This is a genomic window from Pseudoalteromonas sp. SR41-8, assembly GCF_014163915.1.
GTDB lineage: Bacteria > Pseudomonadota > Gammaproteobacteria > Enterobacterales > Alteromonadaceae > Pseudoalteromonas > Pseudoalteromonas rhizosphaerae.
This window is the reverse complement of the sequence record NZ_JACJEE010000011.1, coordinates 1-18,108: the sequence shown is the minus strand read 5'-3', so window position 1 is coordinate 18,108 and position 18,108 is coordinate 1. Positions and strand designations below refer to the sequence as shown.

Genomic DNA, 18,108 nt, shown 5'->3' with positions numbered 1-18,108 from the left:
TAAGGTGTGTCCAGTATAGGATGTTGCACCTAAAATACAGTTATTTAAGACGAAATTCAGCGCTTGCTGTGATGATCCCTCTCACCCTATGATTATCATGGCCCATAACGTTATCAGGAAAATAGAATGCGTAGACTACCTCCGGTATTACTTGAAGACGGTTGCCCTAGAGAGTTAATCTCATTGATCAGAACGATTTTAGCGGCCTGTAAAGAAATTTCATTCCGCGTCGGCCAAGGTGCCCTGTCCGGTGTACTAGGTTCAACGCTTGATGAAAACATTCAAGGCGAAACACAAAAGAAACTCGATGTTCTGACCAACCAACTACTTAAAGATATTTTACTGGAGTCAGGCTACGTAAAAGCGATAGCCTCAGAAGAAGAAGACTACACAGTAGCTGGTAACCCGAATGCAGAATATATCGTTGCGTTTGACCCACTTGATGGCTCATCAAATACCGATATCAATTCACTGGTTGGTACTATTTTCTCAGTAATGAAAGCGCCTGAAGGCTCAGATCCTGCAGATCAAAGTATCTTTATGCAACCGGGTAAAAGCCAAGTCGCTGCGGGATATGTATTATATGGCCCATCTACAGTGCTTGCATTAACGACTGGCAAAGGTACTCGTTTCTTCACGCTAGATAAAACACACGGCAGCTTCTTATTAACTCAAGATTTTGCCCAAGTACCAGAAGAGACCAACGAATACGCCATCAATGCGTCAAATCAACGCCATTGGCAGCCTGCGATGCAAAACTACATAAATGACTTAATGGCTGGCGAAACAGGCCCACGAGCGCGTAACTTTAACATGCGCTGGATTGCCGCCATGGTCGGTGATGTTCATCGCGTGTTATGTCGCGGTGGTATTTTTACCTACCCAACCGACACTAAAGATCCAAACAAACCAAATAAGCTACGCCTACTTTACGAAGCAAACCCAATGGCTATGCTGATCGAGCAAGCCGGCGGCATCGCCTCAACTGGCACAGAACGCATTATGGATATTCAACCCGACGCTATCCACCAACGCGTAGCGGTGATTTTAGGTTCGAAAAACGAAGTAGAAACCTGCTTGGGATATCATAAGTAATAGACTTTAGGATAGAGGAGCTAGGTAAAAGGCTCTAGGAAAGTGATTTCCTCAGATAACAATCACATCGTAGGCGCGGCTTTATGCCGCGTTTTTTATTTTCAGCCATATCAAGGCGAAGTTAGCCGCAATATCCCTAGCACCTAGCCCCTACTAACTTGCTAATAATTCAACCAACTTCGCAACTTTACTCTTATCAAGCTCGCCCATTTGTTCGCTGTTGCTGAGGGCATAGATAACCCCTTCGACGCCGCTGTAGTCGATGTCGGTTCTAGATTCTATAACATTCGCCCACAACTCCAGATCGTCTAAATCAATCTCATCTGCTTGGCAGCGAGTGAGCACATCCAAAACAGTTGCGAGCGTCAATATGTAAATTGGGCCTTGGTTATCTATTGTTGATGCAACAATAATACTTATTGCCTCGTCTTTGTATTTACCAAAAGTGACAAATTCTGCTAACGCTTGTGCTCTGTTCATTTTTAATTATCTGTTATCCTGTAACTGACTATTTCATTAAAGATTAAAATATATCTAATGACTATTTTAGCCTGCTCGCAATGCCAAGCGACTCTTAACTGCAATGTTGATGATATCAATGCCTGTTGGTGCAATGAGCTGCCTGCTATTTTACCGCTTGATAGCACAACCACCAGCTGTTTATGCAGAGATTGTACGTTGACTAAAATCAATCTATTTTTAAATGCCCTCTATCAGCAACCACTTAAAAATCAGCTTAGTTTTGCAGCCTCTTTCTCTAGCCATAATCCCCTAATAGAAAATCTCGATTATACAATGCAGAACAACTATATGGTGTTCTCACGCTGGTTCTTTTTAAAACGTGGTACATGTTGTAAAAACAATTGTAAAAACTGCCCATTCAAAAACACAAAATTAACAAGTGATGCAAAATAGCAAAAAAACCATAAAGAGAAAAAAATTCATACAAATATTAATATTCAATAAAAACTCTTTAAAGCACTAAAAAACGTTTTTTGATGAATATTTTATCTATATAATTGCATATTAATTTCCGTACCCTTTCAGCCATCTTGTTTATCTTTTTATAACATGCTTTCTTATTAGAAAATGACAACCAGATAAACAAAAAACAGGATAATCAATGAAACAGTTCAAGCCTAATATTGTCGCTTGCGCAATAGCCGCCCAATTTTTTACTGCCGGTCATGCTGTTGCAGCGGAGCAACAAGTTGCAACAGAAAAAGCAATTGAAACAATTCAAATTACCGCGACTCGTCGTGCGGGCTCAGTGCAAGAAGCACCACTTAATATTACCGCCCTTGATGGTGATGTGATCAAAGATCAAAACATTGGTGATCTTGAAGATGTGGCACGCTGGGTGCCAGGTTTAACTATTTCTGATCAAGGTGGCCGTGAAGGTTCACCAATTATTGTCCGTGGCTTAAATACCAATACTTCTGATCGTATTTCTGATGGTGGTACAGTAGCGACTTACGTGGGTGAAATTCCACTAAATATTGATTTACGCTTAACAGACGTAGACCGTGTTGAAGTGCTTATTGGTCCACAAGGTACATTATACGGAGCGGGAACATTAGGTGGTGCAATTCGTTACTTATTAAAACAACCTCAGCTCGATATTACCGAAGGGCAAGTCACTGGTGATGTGTTTAGCTTAAACGAAAGTGACGGCACTGGCGGTGAGTTTGGTTTAGTATTTAATACGCCGTTAATTGACGATGTATTGGCAATCCGCGCTAGCGTCAATTACTACACCAACCCAGGTTATATCGATTATAACTTCGTAGTACAAAACCCAGGCGTATCAAACCCAAATCCTGATTTTACCAACCCACAGGATGTTAGTGCTAACTTGCGCAGTGTCAGTGATGTAAATGATGAGCAAATTACCACAGGTCGTGTGTCCTTGCGTTGGCAAGCCAACGAAGCAGTAGAAGCAACGCTAAACTATTTTTATCAAAAACAAGAAAATGGCGGTAATTCTACATCGCAATATAATTCATTAAGTGACAGCAGTGCCTTACAAGGTATGGTGGGTCAATACGAAAATGCCGCCCGCATACTTGAGCCTGGTGAAGAAGAAAACGACTTATTAAGCTTGGAAATTAAAGCGGATCTAGGCTTTGCTGAACTTGTATCAGCATCTGGTTGGTCAAGCTATGAGCAATCTGGGCAACGCGACCAAACAGACTTGCTTTACGACATATGGACTGGTTATGCAGAATTTCCAGCGTTTGTTGCGCAAACCTTGGATACATCAAAACGTGATAGTTTCACTCAAGAAATTCGTTTAGTGTCTAACTCTGATAGCGCTTTTAACTGGATTGTCGGTGGTTACTACAACAAGCTTGAAACTCACTCAGATGATCGCGAATACACACCCGGTTTAACTGAGTTTGGGGGCGATGATATTCCTAATCTACAACAAGATCTCGAGTATATTTTAGTCAGTGACTCTGAAACCACTGAAAAAGCGCTATTTGGTGAAGTAGGTTATGCGTTTACCGATCAATTCAATGTAACCCTTGGTGCGCGTTTTTACGAATATGATGTATCAACCACGGCGGGTTCTGCAACACCGTTATTTTCGCTTAACTTTGACTCTCTTGACGATTTAGCGATGGAGAACGTAAGCGCTAGCGACAACGGTAATCTATTTAAATTTAATGCCAGCTACACCTTTGATTCAGGAGTGCTTGCTTATTTTACCGTAAGTGAAGGCTTTAGAATCGGCGGTGGTAACGGTATTGCACCTTGCCCAGATGTATTGCCAGATCAACAAATTGTTTGTGCATACCCAGATGAAGAAGATTATAAACCAGATACAACAGTAAACTATGAACTGGGTTTTAAATCGAGCTGGTTTAAAAATCGTCTACACTTTAACGCGGCATTATTTAATGTTGATTGGAAAGATGCGCAAGTTGGTACTGCAACTGTGAATGGTCAAGAGCTGATCACCTCTAATGCAGGTGCTGCCAATTCAAAAGGCGTGGAAATTTCTTCTCGCGCTATAATTGCTGATAACTGGACGGCCTACGCAACTTACGCCTATGCAAAAGCTGAGCTAACCGAGGATGCACCAGGTTTATTAGGTACATTAGATAAAAAATATACACAGTATCAAGCATACTACGATGGTACTGATGGAGACCGCCTACCAGGCGCACCTGAGCATCAGCTTTCATTCGGCCTGCGTTATGAACAAGATGTACTAGACGATAAACTACTGAGCATTAACTACGGTATGACCGCGCAAAGTGACGTGATCACTAAAGTTGGTTTAAAAGCCGATGGTGAAACACTTGCAGGTTATGCGCTTAGTAATTTATCTGCCAAGCTAACGGGTGATATGTGGTCCGCCACTATTTATGTTGATAATTTATTCGATAAGTATGCCTTTACTTCGGTACGCCGTGATAAATCATGGGCAGGTATGGCAAAATATGAAGAGCTAAATAAAGAGCTCCCTGAACTACAACGTGTGTATGGTCACTACACTACAGCGCCGCGCACTATCGGCATGAAGTTTACGTATAACTTTGAACTGTAATAACGGTTATCTATAAATTAAAAAAGCCTTGGTGTTTTACGCCAAGGCTTTTATGCTTATTGCCATGTTGACATCGATACAAAAAAACCTACAACAACAAATTGAGCACGCTATTAATCATAGCAAGCTTAATGACGCGCACTTATTACTGATCAATAATATTAAAAACACACCAGATGATCACTTTAGCTATTTTTTGCTAGCGCAAGTAAATGTTGCAGCAAATGATATTAGCAAGGCACATAAACTCTTAAGCAAAGCGATTAGTATTGCGCCCCTACCTTTATATTTTGCTCACTCAGCCAAATTTGCCGTACTGCGCGGGCAGCTGTTAGATGCGCAGCAATATATAACTGAAGCAATAAAACATCCATATTATGAAGTTATTGAATGCGATTTAATTGCTAATGTACTGACTCGTTTAGGCCATTATCCACTGGCGCTCGAGTGGCAATTTCGGGCCTATCAACATGCTCCTGAAAATCCACAAATCTGTTATAACTTAGCAGTGGCATATAAAATAATGGGGCAATTTAGTGATGCAATACTGCTACTACAAATGCTTGTTAAACAGTATCCGCAGCATTTTCAAGCTCACTACTCGCTAGCTGAACTTAACAATAACAAGCAGGCCAAGCAGCATTTACAACAGCTGTTAACTTTAACCGAATACGCTAAAACGCCGATGCAGCAACAATTTCTGCACCATGCGATTGCACTCAATTACGAGCACTGCGCTGATTATAAGCAAGCCTTTGCCCACTTTACTACAAGTAAGCAAGCGATCTGTCAGCATGTAAAATATGATGCGCAAGCTCACAAAGCATTTAGCCAGCAACTGATAACCTTAAGTCACAGTTATACGCCGTCCTTAAGCGACAACGATTTTACTCCGATATTTATTGTTGGTATGCCGCGCTCAGGGACTACTTTGCTAGAAAAAATAATGAATCAATCAGATTTGGTGCAAGGTGTTGGTGAACTCAATGATATTGCCCAGGTTTGCCAAGGTAATAATGCTCAGGCATTAAATAGCGTGGTGCTCAATGACGCATATAAAAATGCTGCGTTAATGGCGAAGTTGAGTCAGTATAAACAGCGTATTAGTCAACTAGTAGCAGCACAGCTACGCAGCTGCGACAAACAGCCATTTAATTTTTACTATATCGATTTAATTTTAGCGGCTTTCCCGAAGGCTAAAATCATTTGCATGCAACGAGGCCGAAAAGCTAGCTGTATAGCTAATTACCGCCAACTGTACAGCCCAGCCAGTGCGTTTCATCACTATAGCTATAACCTGCAAGACATCGATAGTTTTTATCAAGATTACAGCTCTTTGATAAATCATTTTGCAGCAAAACACCCGGATAATGTGATGATTATGCAATACGAAACATTAGTATCAGAGCCAATCACAAGCACGCAGCTGCTCTATGATTTTTGTGATTTACCTTGGCAAGTTAAGTGTCTGGATTTTCATAAGCAACATAGCCCGTCGGCAACAGCAAGCAAAGTACAAGTACGCCAGCCTCTCAATAATAAAGCCATTGATTACTGGCAGCACTACGGATTTGCGTTTAACGCGAAGGACAAGGACCCGTTTCGATAGGTAGTTCGTCTCGGCCGCCCCACTCACTCCATGAGCCGTCATAAACATGCAGATTTTCATATCCGCACTCATCGGCAAATAACGCCAAGATGCATGCAGTAACGCCGGAGCCACAACTAAATTGCAAGGTAGTTTGCAGATCTGCTTGATCGCCAAGTACAGCCTCGAAAGCAGCTTTAATATCAGCGAATGGTTTTGCTTCGCCATCATCCAATAATTCAACAAAAGGTAAAGCGCGGCTATTTGGAATATGGCCGCTGCGCATCCCAGCTCTCGGCTCTGCCATTTCACCTAAATAACGCTGATAACCTCGTGCATCAAGTAGTACGGTATGTTCATCATCTATGCCCTGAAAGACTGCAGCAGCATCAATAAAGTAACCAACTCGCGGTTTGGCAACAAAGTTACCTTTATGATAATGGCGGCTATATTCAATTTGAGTTAAATAACCCAACGACTGCCACTTAGCAAGGCCACCACCGAGTACTTTGACATTATCAAAGCCCATGGCTTTAAACATCCACCAACCTCTTGCAGCACTAAATAAGCCTTGGTCTTCGTAGATGATAACTAAGGAATCTTTATCAACCCCCATTAACTGCATCTGCTGAGTAAATTGCTCCGCACTGCACATGGTATGCGGTAGCGGATTGTCTTGATCGGCTAATTGCTTTTTAAAGTCAAAACGCTGCGCATTAGGTAACTTAGCTTCTGGTTTATACTCTCCCAGCTTACCTGGACGCACCATACCGGCATCAAAAATAATCAGCTTGGGGTCGTTTAAGTGCTCGTTCAACCACTGGCAAGTTACGATGTTTTTCATTGTTATCCTTTACTTCATTAATTTGCTGAGAAAAAACATCCAATCCTAACAAACGTTTTTCAACAGCATCAGTATGTTCTTTTGAGCAATCTTGCCACCTTCCTTGGACACTGTAAACATGCTTTAAATAATTGAAAAATTGATTTCTAAGTTGAGCATTGAATTGCCAACCTTGGTTCATTTGCGATATTTTTTCACTTAACTCCTCATTATTGCGCGCATGTAAAACCAATTCATCAATGTTATAGCAAGCCTGCCCAAGCGTAATAACACGGCGCCCTAACAATAACGCCTCTAGTCCGACGGTAGAATTAATCGTGATCACGGCCTGTGCATTTTCTATTAAATCAGCCGTCACATTGCCGTTGGCAAATACTGCCTGAGGGTGCTTTTTATATAAATGAGAATAATGTTTATGCCAAGAGGGGTGTTCTTTAAATACCACTTTTAACTCTGGATCATTTAGTTTTTCAATCGCTGTCATTACTTCTGTAAATAACATCTCCATTGAATTAATCCAGGGCGAATAACAAACGATTTGCGTATCATGGGGAACCTGAAAAGGCACGAAAATATACCTTGGCGGTAACTTACTCTGTAAAAATGCTTTACGTTTTTTGTGATTTGATCGAGGCATTAACGCTAAAGCGCTTAAATCAGATGCATATGATGATTCAAAATTAAGGTAAAAATTTCGATCACGCTTAATTGCAGATGCAAAGTTAACACCTTTAGGATCTAAACAGCTAGTATTTGGCAGCAAGCCATTTTCATAATAAAAAACGTTAATTTCTAGCTTTTTCGCCGCTTTTACTACTGTGATATTAGGCAGTTTATGACCATTCCAAATAACCAGATGTGTTGGTTTTTCCCGAGTAAGTAACGCCAAATACTTAGCGTAGCGACAACGCTCGACAAAATTGAGTAGAAGGTAATAAGGTAAGATTAACAAGTAACTATGCCAAATAGCATGCTTTGCTTGTTTACGCTTTATCTGAGTAGCTATTATATCGTCAAAAGACGCTTTAAATGCCTCCGGTAAGTACTTTAATGCACGCAGTATTGGCTTACCAAAAATATGTAAACTAGCACTTAAATTTAGTTGAGTGATTAACTTTTTATAGTAGCGAGCATGTACATTGCGACGAGATACGAATAAAAAGTGCATAGGGTGCTTATACCAATTTTAATATTTGATATAAATACTAAGCCGTAATAATGACTTATTTATGAATGAAGCGTTACAATACTTTATTAGCTACTTAAAAGACGCAGATCACATAGATTTATTTTACTGTAGTAAAATTGTATTATAGGCGGTAAAACTTAATAAATAAGATGGCGTTATCTAATTCTTCTGCCACATATTGAATTACCAATTAAAAGTCTAAAAGCGACCCATTATGCCTAAACATTACCTGCTTTATGTAGAACAACCTTACAGCTTTGCTATTTTACGCCCAATTCAAGATGCAATTAGAGCAAATGGAGATAAAGCCTGCTGGTTTATTACAAAAAGAAGTGGAATTGCCAACGGCTTGTTAGAAGGAGAGCAACAACTTAAAAATATTGAAGATGTCAAAAACTTTAATCCCTGCGCAGTGTTCGTACCTGGAAATGTAGTCCCAGATTTTTTCCCCGGTGTGAAAGTGCAAGTTTTTCATGGCTTAGAATATAAAAAGAAAGGTCATTTTGCGATTCGAGGTTTTTTTGATTTGTACTGTACTCACGGTCCTCTTACAACGGAACCATTTACACGCTTAGCAGAAAAACACCGTTATTTTAGAGTGATAGAAACTGGCTGGCCGAAACTTGATCCTTATTTTAATTACGAAAAAAGACAAAATGAGAAGCCCGTTATCTTATATGCGCCAACATTTTCGCCAAATTTATCTTCTCTCGAGATTTTATTTGAGCAAATAAAATCACTTGCAAGTAGTGGTGATTACGATATAAAACTGAAGTTTCATCCAAAAACTAAACCTCAGTGGCAAAAGCTTTATCTGACTCTGGCTGAAATGGAACATTTTGAAATTTGCCAAAACGATAACTTAATCCCATTAATTCAACACGCTGATGTGGTTATTTCAGATACATCAAGTGCCGTCGATGAATCATTATTATTAGGCAAACCCGTTATCACCTTTAACAATAGCCAACCTCAAGATGCTTTAATTAATATCACAGCTGCAGAGCAATTAACTAACGCGCTAGAGCAAGCATTATCTTTCAGCGATGAGCAGCAACTGAAAATTAACCAGTATATAACTCAAGTACATCCTTTTACTGATGGAAACAGCGCTCAACGCATACTAGCAGCAACTGCACAGATTATTGAGACCGGAGTTATGCAAAAGCCGCTTAATCTACTGCGCAGATACAAAATCCGTAAAGCGCTAAACTATATGAAATTAAAGTAATTAAATCGAAGGTGGGCAAGCCCCACCTTACAACATTTATTGCGATAATGGATTACGTACCACTTCAATAATTTCAGTGGTTGAAATTGATGGGGTTCGAATAAGGTATTTAACATCACACAAGCTTTTAAATTCATCAAAACGTCCAGCCCAATCATCCCCCATTACTAATAAGTCAGCATTATGTTCAGTAATGTACTCACCTTTAAGCTCTAATTATTGCTCAATAAACATCTCATCAACGCAATGAACTGATTATTCTCACTCTATCTGCTTCACTGTAAACTGGATTACGACCTTTTTTGACATATTAAGAGCACCTGAAAGCACACCTGCAATTAAGTAATCAGCCAGTGCTTTCGCTCGCTCTAATATATTGATATTGCCAACATGGAAAATATCAAACGTCCCAAAAGTTATTATTCGCCTCATTTATTCTCTTCTAAATAGTTAGCAATGCGCTCAGCAGATAAGCCATCCATTTTACCAGCGAGCAACTTAATAAGCCTCGCCCTATTTTCTTTGAAAACGTCACTCTCGTAACTAGATTGATTAATCATATTGGCGAGATCTTGATAATGCTTAGCAGGGTAACAAATTTCATTAAAATAATGAATATCATCATCCAAACGCCCTTTCAAACGAAATGAAAAAATACCACGGTAACTCCAGCGTAATTTATAGAAGTCACACCATATAACGGGTTTATCTAGTGCAGCAAATTCAAAAATAGCTGACGATGCGTCTGAAAGCATAATATCGGCAACCGCAATAAATGGTGTTAAATCAAATTGATTTTCATCCGCAATATAAACATTTGTGTGTTTTTTCCAATTAGCTAATTTAAAGCGTTGTTTTTTATAACGTGGTTTTGTAAGCGTAAAAAAGTGTGGTTTTATAATTATATTATAATCTGCAAAGTCATCCGCAAAATGGTCGCTCATACACTCAATTGAACTTGGATAAAATGTAGGCGCATATAGCAATGTTCTTTTATTAGGATCCAGACCGAGCTTTTCCAGTGATATTTTTTCAACACTGTAGTCAAATAGAGGATCTAACTTCGCATAACCTGAGTCAATAAAAGTACCGTTAGGATAAAGGCTTTGTAATCGATTTTTCCGATGTACCCCTTCAACAAACCTTACAGTCATTCCTGCATTTGATACATCGTAGTAGCACTGTTTGGGGCCAATTCCGTGTTGCATCAGTGCTGTTTTTTTATTTAACTTTTCGCTTTGTGGAAATGCATTACCAAATATAATCCAATCAACTTCACTTTTTTGGTAAAAAGCAAAAGCCTGACTGGTATCATTTAGCCAAACTGCTGATAGCCGATTGTCTGCAATAAACTTATTGCAAACAGAAATTAGTTTCGCATCCTGCGATTTATAAAAAATCAATACACATTTATGCCCTTTTTTGGTCAGCTTTTTTATAACTGGTAAGTATTGAGGGATATAATAAATATGCAAAACATCAAAATACACGAACATAATTTACATTAATTTAACCAAAAACAAATGCCATTGTACAGAAACCATAATTTTATTTCAGCCTAAACTATCATAACAACGACTATTTTTGCTTAAATCTTAATAATCTCGGTTCTCAGTGGTGCCATTTTCGCGAGTATTTTATTTTGCACTGTATGACTAATATTTTGTTCATTCATGGCATTAATTAACAAATCAACCACATGATTAAAGTCACCCTCCGTGATGTGCATGCCAGTATGAATATCAACCATACTATCACGCGTATATTCACAGGGCCCATCAGTTAGTACACACAAATGATTAATAAAGCCTTCACGGAAATGGCTAATATTTGCATGCTCAAAGTAATGAATAATTTGTTCGTCATTACCGATTTGATTAATGAAACTATCAACCAGTCTTTGTAGCCCTGCTTGACCACCAAGTTGCTGATACAACGTTAGATTTGAAGCCGATGAACAACCTGCTAAGCTGGCTATTAACACTATCGTTGTTAGTATTTTTCCCATTACCAATATCCTGTTACCGATAAGTACCAACCGGTTTGGTCTTTTGCCCCAGCAATACTACCTAAATCAAGGTATGCTGCAGTGACACTTACGTATTTATTTGGTATCCAAGCAACAAACACATCTTGCCAATCTTGCTCACCCAATCCGAGATTATTTGATTTTTGACGATACTCTATTCCAACAGCAACTTCTCGACTAAGAAAAATGGCAGTACTACCTTCAAATAATAGTTTTTCATTGCTATTCGCCCCACCGTATCCGAGTAAGCCAAGCTGATTTGCTTCACTATAACGCGTGGTAACATTCCAAAACCAGTTATAACCTGCAATGGCCCCTAAATGTAGCTTGCTTGCAGCAAGGTAAATATCCGTACCGGAGGTATCCTTAGCCCCTACTAACATAGCGACTGCGCCATCATCAAGTGATTTATGTTGTACTCCCAAGGTAACTTGAGGCCAGTCACTATAAACAATATCACCATAGAGCCTAATCTTAACACCGCTGATTTCTTGTTCTATCTCGGTATTTAGCGCCGGCACAGCAAAGTTTTGCTGTGCATAGCTAAGCTCAACGCGATTAAATAAGTTAACTTGTGCACCGCATACATCTAAGCTGTAATCGGTAACATCGGCCCGACTACAAAAGCCATTAATAGAAAACTCATCCTCGCTGGCATAACCCGCAAGCTGCGCCCAAGGCACGATACCACCACCACCACTACCTTCTACTTGCGATACTCCTGGCGTTGCTAGCAGCTTGCCTTTTGAGGCAAAAGTATTAAATGCAGATAATGCGATAACAGTTAAACATAATAATTTAAGCTTTTTCATTATACTGCTCCAACCACTGCTCAAACACGTCTGCTTTGAGTGGACGACTTAGATAATACCCTTGCACATGATCACACTGCATTTTTTGTAGCAGCTCTAGCGACTCTAATGTTTCAACCCCTTCGGCTACAACAGAGAAGCCAAGCTGATGACCTAAGGTAATCGTAGATTCAACAATAAACTGATCTTTTTCAGATTCATCTAGTTTAAGAATGAAACACTTATCTAACTTCAGCTCGTCAATAGGTAACATTTTCAGGCGCCCTAGCGATGTTTGCCCAACCCCATAATCATCAAGAGAAATTTTGACACCGATTGCTTTCAAGTTTTCCAACGCTTGAATACCTTTTTCTTCATTTTCAATCATATCGCGCTCTGTTAATTCAATCGTGATAAGCGCAGGTGCAACTGAAAACTGTTTTAATGTACGAATTAAATTAGAGTGAAAGCCGGGATAAGCGATATCTTGGGCTGAAACATTAATTGCAGCTTGCATATAAATGCCTTGCTGTTGCCAAAGTCCGACCTGTGCTATTACTGTTTTTACCACCCAACCGGTAAGGTCAACAATTAATCCCGATTGTTCAGCTAGGTCAATAAATAGCTCCGGCGATACCCAACTACCATCCTTGCGTTGCCAACGAATAAGCGATTCCACTTTATTGATTTGTTGTGTAGCGATATGTAATTTAGGCTGATAGGTCATAAACAATTGACCATCGTCATCATTAATCGCTTGCTTGAGCTCATCGATCATAATGAGCCTATCAAGATGCGCTTCATCCTCTCCAGGCAGGTAATAATGAATATTTTCATGAGCACTTGCGGCACTATCCACAGCAATCAAGACCCGACGCATTAAATCATCCGCTTGTAACCCTTGCGAAGGATACTCCACCACACCAGCACTAAAACGTAAATTGATTTTAAGCTTTTGAATAGTATAACCAGCTTGTAACTGCGCCATTAACCCGACTATGCCACTTTTAAGATTACGCCCTGCACTACTAGGAAAAGCGGTTAAAAATTCATCACCACCAATACGTGCATGTAAACCACCAAACTCATCTGAAAACTCAGCAATACGTAAAGCCACAGCTTTTAAGCAGTCATCGCCAATACGAGCTCCTAGCTTATCGTTAATATGCCTAAGACCACGAATATCGATTGCCACTAAGGTGTATTCTTGGTTTTGTTCAAGATTTTCGCTCAACACTTCCAGCATTGCAGAACGATTATAAAAACCAGTTAAAGAATCATGCTTTGCGGCAAAGCTAATTTGTTGTTCACGCTCTTGGATATCATTACCCATGTTCTTAAAAGCATCAATTAATGTAGCTATTTCATTGCTTTGGTTTTTACTCATCGCATCAACACTGTAGTTTCCTCGCGCAAACTGCCGCGCTAAACTCGCCAACTGTGATAACGGCATGGTTAAGTTTTTGGCCAATAAACTACTGGTAATAACGCCGATAAAAATCGTTAAAGACGCAAGAATGACTAACGTGTAAAACAATCTCTCAAATTCACTGTAACTCTGCGTTAGATCAGCACTAAGCAATACATTAACGGGATGATCGTCAAGTGAAGGCAAATGTACATCGCGATTGCGATATACCAATTGTTCACCAAAAATACGTTTTGTGGTGGAATTATGAAAATACTCGTTTGGAATAAATGGGCTTGGACGCTCTAACAAAGAGCTTTTAACCAAATTATCGCTTTTAGCTATAAAGCTTACATCCATACCTGTTAAGTTTTTTAGTTCAACCGCAACCTCATCATCAATTTTAAAACCTACTAAACTGTAGGCGATAGTACGCGGGGCTTTAACTGGTAGTAAAATGACTTGATACAATTGTTCGTGTAGCACTACAAAACTAGATTGCTCGGTATTATTGAGCAACTCATTCATTAATTCTTGTAAGTTATTATTAAAATCTTGCTGTTTATTAGTAGAAATTAACTTTCCTGACAGATCTAGAAGCAGCATTAAATCAGCATTGATTCGCTGACTATGATTATACAATGCGCTACTAATGGTATTTGCATCTTTGGTAGCAACCGCTTGTTTAAAGCCAAAATCAGCAGTCAGTACTTTTGCAGCTGTGAGCAATAAACTTTCTTTTGACGCTAGGTACTGCTTATAGACATTTTCAGCCACATTAATATCTTGGGTGACCTTTTTTTCATTAAATTGACTCGTCGACCACCAAAAACTAAATAAGCTCACAACAGTAGTTAATAACACTAAGCCTACACATAAAACAGTTATGCGATTTTTTAAACTATTAGTCATTCCCACCCTTAAACTTACTACCAAAAGTATTACGTGGCTTAGGCTCAGTTGTTTGCAGTGTCACTTGTAAACTATGAGGTGAATTTACAGCTAACGTTAAAGGCTGTTTTGCTTCGAGTGCGTTCTTTTGTAAAGCATGCCAAATAGTTAGCTGTACTGGCAAATTTAGGCCACTTAGTTGCACATTCCCATGCTCATCACTTTGATAAACATCAGCGCTTTTCGCAACATAAATATACCCTAGCATAGAATCATGGATATTACAGCCAAGCACCACAACCCCTTGATTTTCAAATGTAATCGGAGCTTCTGGTTGTCCAGAATATAACTTTAACTGAAATGGTTTAGCTTCCGAGAAAGAATATACATGGTGGCGAATATTATCGCTATTAGGAAAGTTCACTTGCTGCCCTTGGTGAGCAATCAAAAGCGTTGGTGAAAACTGCTTATCTACTTGATCCATTATCAGTACAGGTAACTGTTGCGATAATGTTTTATTGCTTTCGCTAGCAATTTCTATCACTGCATTGGTGAGAGGCTGCCCATATTGATCAACGATGTTGAGCGTAACATCTTGCGCATAAACATCGCATGCAAGCACCATAGCGAAAACTGTCATGATGCTTTTTGTTGCCATTACTTGCAGTCTCATTTGGTCATCCCCTGTTGTGCGAACACTAACATATGAGTATCTCTAATTAATCTTAGGTTAAGTTAATTAGAGACTGACTCTAAATGCAAGAATAAAAGCCCAGTAACTATAAATAATAGCAAAACTCTAAGCTTTTAAAATGGTGCAAGTTGATTACTAGTAATTAAGCATTAGAAATTAAACCATATTGCCCGTCTAAAATGGCAATTACTTCACTACGCGGATCTGTTGGAATTAAAATATCACGACCCACAATTTTGCTAGCGATACCTACATAAGTATCAGAAACAGCTAACATAACCGACTCAGGTAAAATGTAATCTTTTGCTAGTTGCTCACGTTCAAGCATGCGATCTTTATTCAATAACACATCACTATCAGGCACATTATTAATTAACAATTGGCGGAACCCTTCTTTAGAGTTCTCAACAATTTTACCATCACGATACGCAGCACCATCCCAAATTCTTGATGAATCAGGCGTCCCAACTTCATCGATATAGATTAGTTTATCTGTACCATCAATATCTTCTACATAGCCAAACTCAAATTTTGTATCGACAAAGATTTGATCTAGTTTACCTAGCTCAGCACTAATTAAAGCAAAACCCTCAACAAGTAATTTCTCGTATTGAGCAACATCATCTTCGGACTTAAAATTAAACACACTCAAGTTATTAGTTATGTTTTCACGGGTAATATTGACATCATCCACCGCAGGAATATCTGCAACGCCAGTAATAATACCTTTTGTTGATGGCGTAATTAACACATCGTCTAACTTTTGATTAGCCGTTAAGCCTTCAGGTAATTCTAATCCACAGAAATTACGTACACCTTTACTGTAATCACGCCACATGCTGCCCGTAATGTACTGACGAGCAATTGCTTCTACTTTTACTGTACTGGCTTTACGTACAATCCACACATACGGATGCGGAATATCAACAATGTGATTCCCTGCAAGGCCTGCCTGATCAAATAACTTAAACCAATGAGCAGCAACTGTGTTTAATGCGACCCCTTTACCTGGCACGCCATTTAAACCATTTTCGCCCTGCCATATACAATCAAATGCAGAGATACGATCAGAAATAACCATAATAGCCAGTTCTGTACCCTTTGGCACTTGGTAACCTTTGTCACTGATCAAACGCGCGCTGTCTTCGTCTGTTAACCAATAAACTGAACGTACTTTGCCACTGTGAACTGGGCCCTTTGTGCGTATTGGTAAGTCATCGTTTACGTCTAAAACTTTATAGCTAGTCATGCTATCTCCGAGTATATGGCACGCCCTGTAAGGGCGATCGTATGGGTATGGGGTTATAAGCCGCTAATAATAATCGAGACCGGGGGAAATCACAATTAAAGCACTATGTGATTTAACGCAGTTTAGTTGGTATTTTATTATACACGTTATAAGATAACATCAAAATCCAGTAGTAATTTACGTGATGATTAATTTACAGCAGCTAAGTTTTAAATGGCAAAAACAACAAGTCAAACCCACTTTAGCAATTGCAACACTTAGCATTGCTAAAGGTGAACATGTGTTTTTACATGGCCCTAGCGGCTGTGGTAAATCCACTTTATTATCGTTACTTGCAGGTATTAACCGTCCTACATCAGGCCAATTGAGTATTTTAGGTTGTGAACTGGGTCGATTAAGTAAAAGTAAATGCGATAGGTTTCGAGCTGAGCATATTGGGTATATCTTTCAAAATTTTAATTTACTACCTTACTTATCACCGATTGATAATGTCACATTAGGTTGCCAATTTTCAAAATCACGGCAAAAAAAAGCATTAATCAATAGTCCAACCCTTAATCAAGAGGCTTCAAGGCTATTAAATGCACTGGGCTTAGACGAGCAATTACATCAACAAAATGTCGCTAGTTTGAGTATTGGCCAGCAACAGCGAGTCGCGGCGGCGCGCGCCTTTATTGGCAGCCCCGAATTGATAATTGCCGATGAGCCAACGTCTGCTCTTGATGCAAACAATCGCCAGTCTTTTATCAACTTACTTTTTACACAAGCAAACGAAGCGAATAGCACCTTACTTTTTGTTAGCCATGATACCAGCTTACAACCACTTTTTAATCGCAGCATTGATTTACTGTCGCTACAGGAGCAAGATAAATGATCCTCTTAAAACTTGCTATTAGTAGCTTATATAATCGCCGCGCTAGTGCATTCTTAACTCTGTTTACTATTGCTGTTAGTGTCATGTTATTGCTGAGTATTGAGCGAGTACGGGTTGATGCCAAAAGTAGTTTTAGTAATACCATTTCTGGTACTGATCTAATTGTTGGCGCTCGTACCGGAGATATACAGCTGTTATTGTCTTCGGTTTTTCGCATTGGTCATGCTAATAATGGCGTTAGCTGGCAAAGCTACCAATATATAAAACAGCAACGCGGCGTCAACTGGACCATTCCGCTATCACTAGGGGACAGCCATAAAGGCCAAGCGGTACTGGGCACTTCAGCTGATTATTTTCAACATTATAAATTTGCTAAAAAGCAGCAGCTTAGGTTTAGCCAAGGCCGCGCCTTCGCCCATTTAAATGAAGTCGTACTGGGCGCGCAGGTAGCAGCCAAGCTAGGCTATTCGCTGGGCGATAGTATCGTTATTTCACACGGTATGGGTAATACCAGCTTTCATCATCATGATGATAATCCCTTCACTGTGGTGGGCATTTTAGATGCGACAGGCACGCCAGTTGATAAAACCCTACATATTCCATTAGCGGCTATTGAACTTATCCACAGCGGTAACCACACCAGCCATGAACATGAACATGAACATGAAC

Annotated in this window: 16 protein-coding genes and 1 pseudogene; 7 read left to right on the top strand and 10 right to left on the bottom strand. The window is 39.5% G+C overall.

What is annotated here, in order from left to right:
* The first annotated feature begins 126 nt into the window (after positions 1-126).
* On the top strand, positions 127-1,095 hold the full coding sequence (locus tag H5162_RS09310; protein WP_145234740.1) for a class 1 fructose-bisphosphatase: 969 nt from the start codon (positions 127-129) through the stop codon (positions 1,093-1,095).
* A gap of 153 nt (positions 1,096-1,248) precedes the next feature.
* Here the strand turns inward: H5162_RS09310 and H5162_RS09305 are convergent, their stop codons facing one another.
* Positions 1,249-1,575, bottom strand: a complete 327-nt coding sequence (locus H5162_RS09305) for a hypothetical protein (RefSeq protein WP_145234738.1) — start codon at positions 1,573-1,575, stop codon at positions 1,249-1,251.
* A gap of 57 nt (positions 1,576-1,632) precedes the next feature.
* Between H5162_RS09305 and H5162_RS09300 the strand changes: the two genes are divergently transcribed.
* From H5162_RS09300 to H5162_RS09290, 3 genes are all read left to right on the top strand, one after another.
* The gene (locus tag H5162_RS09300; protein ID WP_145234736.1) at positions 1,633-2,010 is read left to right on the top strand and encodes a DUF5522 domain-containing protein; all 378 of its coding nucleotides are present in this window, start codon (positions 1,633-1,635) and stop codon (positions 2,008-2,010) included.
* A gap of 208 nt (positions 2,011-2,218) precedes the next feature.
* A complete protein-coding gene (locus H5162_RS09295; RefSeq protein WP_145234734.1) occupies positions 2,219-4,651 on the top strand; it encodes a TonB-dependent receptor in 2,433 nt (810 codons plus the stop codon).
* A gap of 64 nt (positions 4,652-4,715) precedes the next feature.
* A complete protein-coding gene (locus H5162_RS09290; RefSeq protein ID WP_259398200.1) occupies positions 4,716-6,260 on the top strand; it encodes a tetratricopeptide repeat-containing sulfotransferase family protein in 1,545 nt (514 codons plus the stop codon).
* On the opposite strand, the gene H5162_RS09285 is transcribed toward H5162_RS09290, so the two are convergent.
* Complete coding sequence (locus tag H5162_RS09285) at positions 6,229-7,083, bottom strand: sulfurtransferase (protein WP_182731307.1); 855 nt, start codon at positions 7,081-7,083, stop codon at positions 6,229-6,231. The two genes, H5162_RS09290 and H5162_RS09285, sit on opposite strands and share 32 nt — an antisense overlap.
* The gene (locus H5162_RS09280) at positions 7,016-8,251 is read right to left on the bottom strand and encodes a capsular biosynthesis protein (RefSeq protein WP_182778335.1); all 1,236 of its coding nucleotides are present in this window, start codon (positions 8,249-8,251) and stop codon (positions 7,016-7,018) included. Before H5162_RS09280 ends, H5162_RS09285 begins: the two co-directional genes overlap by 68 nt.
* 235 nt (positions 8,252-8,486) lie before the next feature.
* Here H5162_RS09280 and H5162_RS09275 point away from each other — a divergent pair, with 235 nt between their 5' ends.
* Positions 8,487-9,503 (top strand): CDP-glycerol glycerophosphotransferase family protein, encoded by a 1,017-nt coding sequence (locus H5162_RS09275; protein WP_182759632.1) that lies wholly within the window; start codon positions 8,487-8,489, stop codon positions 9,501-9,503.
* A 36-nt stretch (positions 9,504-9,539) separates the two neighbouring features.
* Here H5162_RS09275 and H5162_RS09270 read toward each other — a convergent pair.
* The 7 genes and pseudogenes from H5162_RS09270 to H5162_RS09240 all read right to left on the bottom strand — a co-directional run bounded on the left by H5162_RS09270 (position 9,540) and on the right by H5162_RS09240 (position 16,565).
* A pseudogene (locus H5162_RS09270) lies at positions 9,540-9,935 on the bottom strand (adenylyltransferase/cytidyltransferase family protein).
* Positions 9,932-10,906 carry a CDP-glycerol glycerophosphotransferase family protein gene (locus tag H5162_RS09265; protein ID WP_310736422.1) on the bottom strand — a complete coding sequence of 325 codons (975 nt, stop codon included), beginning with the start codon at positions 10,904-10,906 and terminating at the stop codon, positions 9,932-9,934. Before H5162_RS09265 ends, H5162_RS09270 begins: the two are co-directional and overlap by 4 nt.
* Before the next feature lie 185 nt (positions 10,907-11,091).
* The gene (locus H5162_RS09260) at positions 11,092-11,511 is read right to left on the bottom strand and encodes a group 1 truncated hemoglobin (RefSeq protein ID WP_145234724.1); all 420 of its coding nucleotides are present in this window, start codon (positions 11,509-11,511) and stop codon (positions 11,092-11,094) included.
* Positions 11,511-12,344 carry a DUF3034 family protein gene (locus H5162_RS09255; protein WP_145234722.1) on the bottom strand — a complete coding sequence of 278 codons (834 nt, stop codon included), beginning with the start codon at positions 12,342-12,344 and terminating at the stop codon, positions 11,511-11,513. Before H5162_RS09255 ends, H5162_RS09260 begins: the two co-directional genes overlap by 1 nt.
* Complete coding sequence (locus H5162_RS09250) at positions 12,331-14,643, bottom strand: EAL domain-containing protein (RefSeq protein ID WP_145234720.1); 2,313 nt, start codon at positions 14,641-14,643, stop codon at positions 12,331-12,333. The genes H5162_RS09255 and H5162_RS09250 overlap by 14 nt, the downstream gene beginning before the upstream one ends.
* A complete protein-coding gene (locus H5162_RS09245; protein ID WP_145234718.1) occupies positions 14,636-15,295 on the bottom strand; it encodes a methylamine utilization protein in 660 nt (219 codons plus the stop codon). Before H5162_RS09245 ends, H5162_RS09250 begins: the two co-directional genes overlap by 8 nt.
* Positions 15,296-15,458: 163 nt before the next feature.
* Entirely contained in the window at positions 15,459-16,565 is a 1,107-nt protein-coding gene (locus H5162_RS09240) for a phosphoribosylaminoimidazolesuccinocarboxamide synthase (protein ID WP_182734512.1), read from the bottom strand.
* 184 nt (positions 16,566-16,749) lie between these two features.
* Between H5162_RS09240 and H5162_RS09235 the strand changes: the two genes are divergently transcribed.
* Both H5162_RS09235 and H5162_RS09230 read left to right on the top strand, forming a co-directional pair.
* Positions 16,750-17,439, top strand: coding sequence for an ABC transporter ATP-binding protein (locus tag H5162_RS09235; protein ID WP_182778394.1), 690 nt, complete (start codon positions 16,750-16,752; stop codon positions 17,437-17,439).
* The coding region (locus H5162_RS09230) for an ABC transporter permease (RefSeq protein WP_182734510.1) at positions 17,436-18,108 on the top strand (673 nt) is incomplete at its 3' end. The genes H5162_RS09235 and H5162_RS09230, both read left to right, overlap by 4 nt.

Bases quoted from the DNA above. Each gene is read 5' to 3' on its own strand.
- H5162_RS09310 (WP_145234740.1), top strand. From the start codon at position 127: ATGCGTAGACTACCTCCGGTATTACTTGAAGACGGTTGCCCTAGAGAG.
- H5162_RS09305 (WP_145234738.1), bottom strand. From the start codon at position 1,575: ATGAACAGAGCACAAGCGTTAGCAGAATTTGTCACTTTTGGTAAATAC.
- H5162_RS09300 (WP_145234736.1), top strand. From the start codon at position 1,633: ATGACTATTTTAGCCTGCTCGCAATGCCAAGCGACTCTTAACTGCAAT.
- H5162_RS09295 (WP_145234734.1), top strand. From the start codon at position 2,219: ATGAAACAGTTCAAGCCTAATATTGTCGCTTGCGCAATAGCCGCCCAA.
- H5162_RS09290 (WP_259398200.1), top strand. From the start codon at position 4,716: ATGTTGACATCGATACAAAAAAACCTACAACAACAAATTGAGCACGCT.
- H5162_RS09285 (WP_182731307.1), bottom strand. From the start codon at position 7,083: ATGAAAAACATCGTAACTTGCCAGTGGTTGAACGAGCACTTAAACGAC.
- H5162_RS09280 (WP_182778335.1), bottom strand. From the start codon at position 8,251: ATGCACTTTTTATTCGTATCTCGTCGCAATGTACATGCTCGCTACTAT.
- H5162_RS09275 (WP_182759632.1), top strand. From the start codon at position 8,487: ATGCCTAAACATTACCTGCTTTATGTAGAACAACCTTACAGCTTTGCT.
- H5162_RS09260 (WP_145234724.1), bottom strand. From the start codon at position 11,511: ATGGGAAAAATACTAACAACGATAGTGTTAATAGCCAGCTTAGCAGGT.
- H5162_RS09255 (WP_145234722.1), bottom strand. From the start codon at position 12,344: ATGAAAAAGCTTAAATTATTATGTTTAACTGTTATCGCATTATCTGCA.
- H5162_RS09250 (WP_145234720.1), bottom strand. From the start codon at position 14,643: ATGACTAATAGTTTAAAAAATCGCATAACTGTTTTATGTGTAGGCTTA.
- H5162_RS09245 (WP_145234718.1), bottom strand. From the start codon at position 15,295: ATGAGACTGCAAGTAATGGCAACAAAAAGCATCATGACAGTTTTCGCT.
- H5162_RS09240 (WP_182734512.1), bottom strand. From the start codon at position 16,565: ATGACTAGCTATAAAGTTTTAGACGTAAACGATGACTTACCAATACGC.
- H5162_RS09235 (WP_182778394.1), top strand. From the start codon at position 16,750: ATGATTAATTTACAGCAGCTAAGTTTTAAATGGCAAAAACAACAAGTC.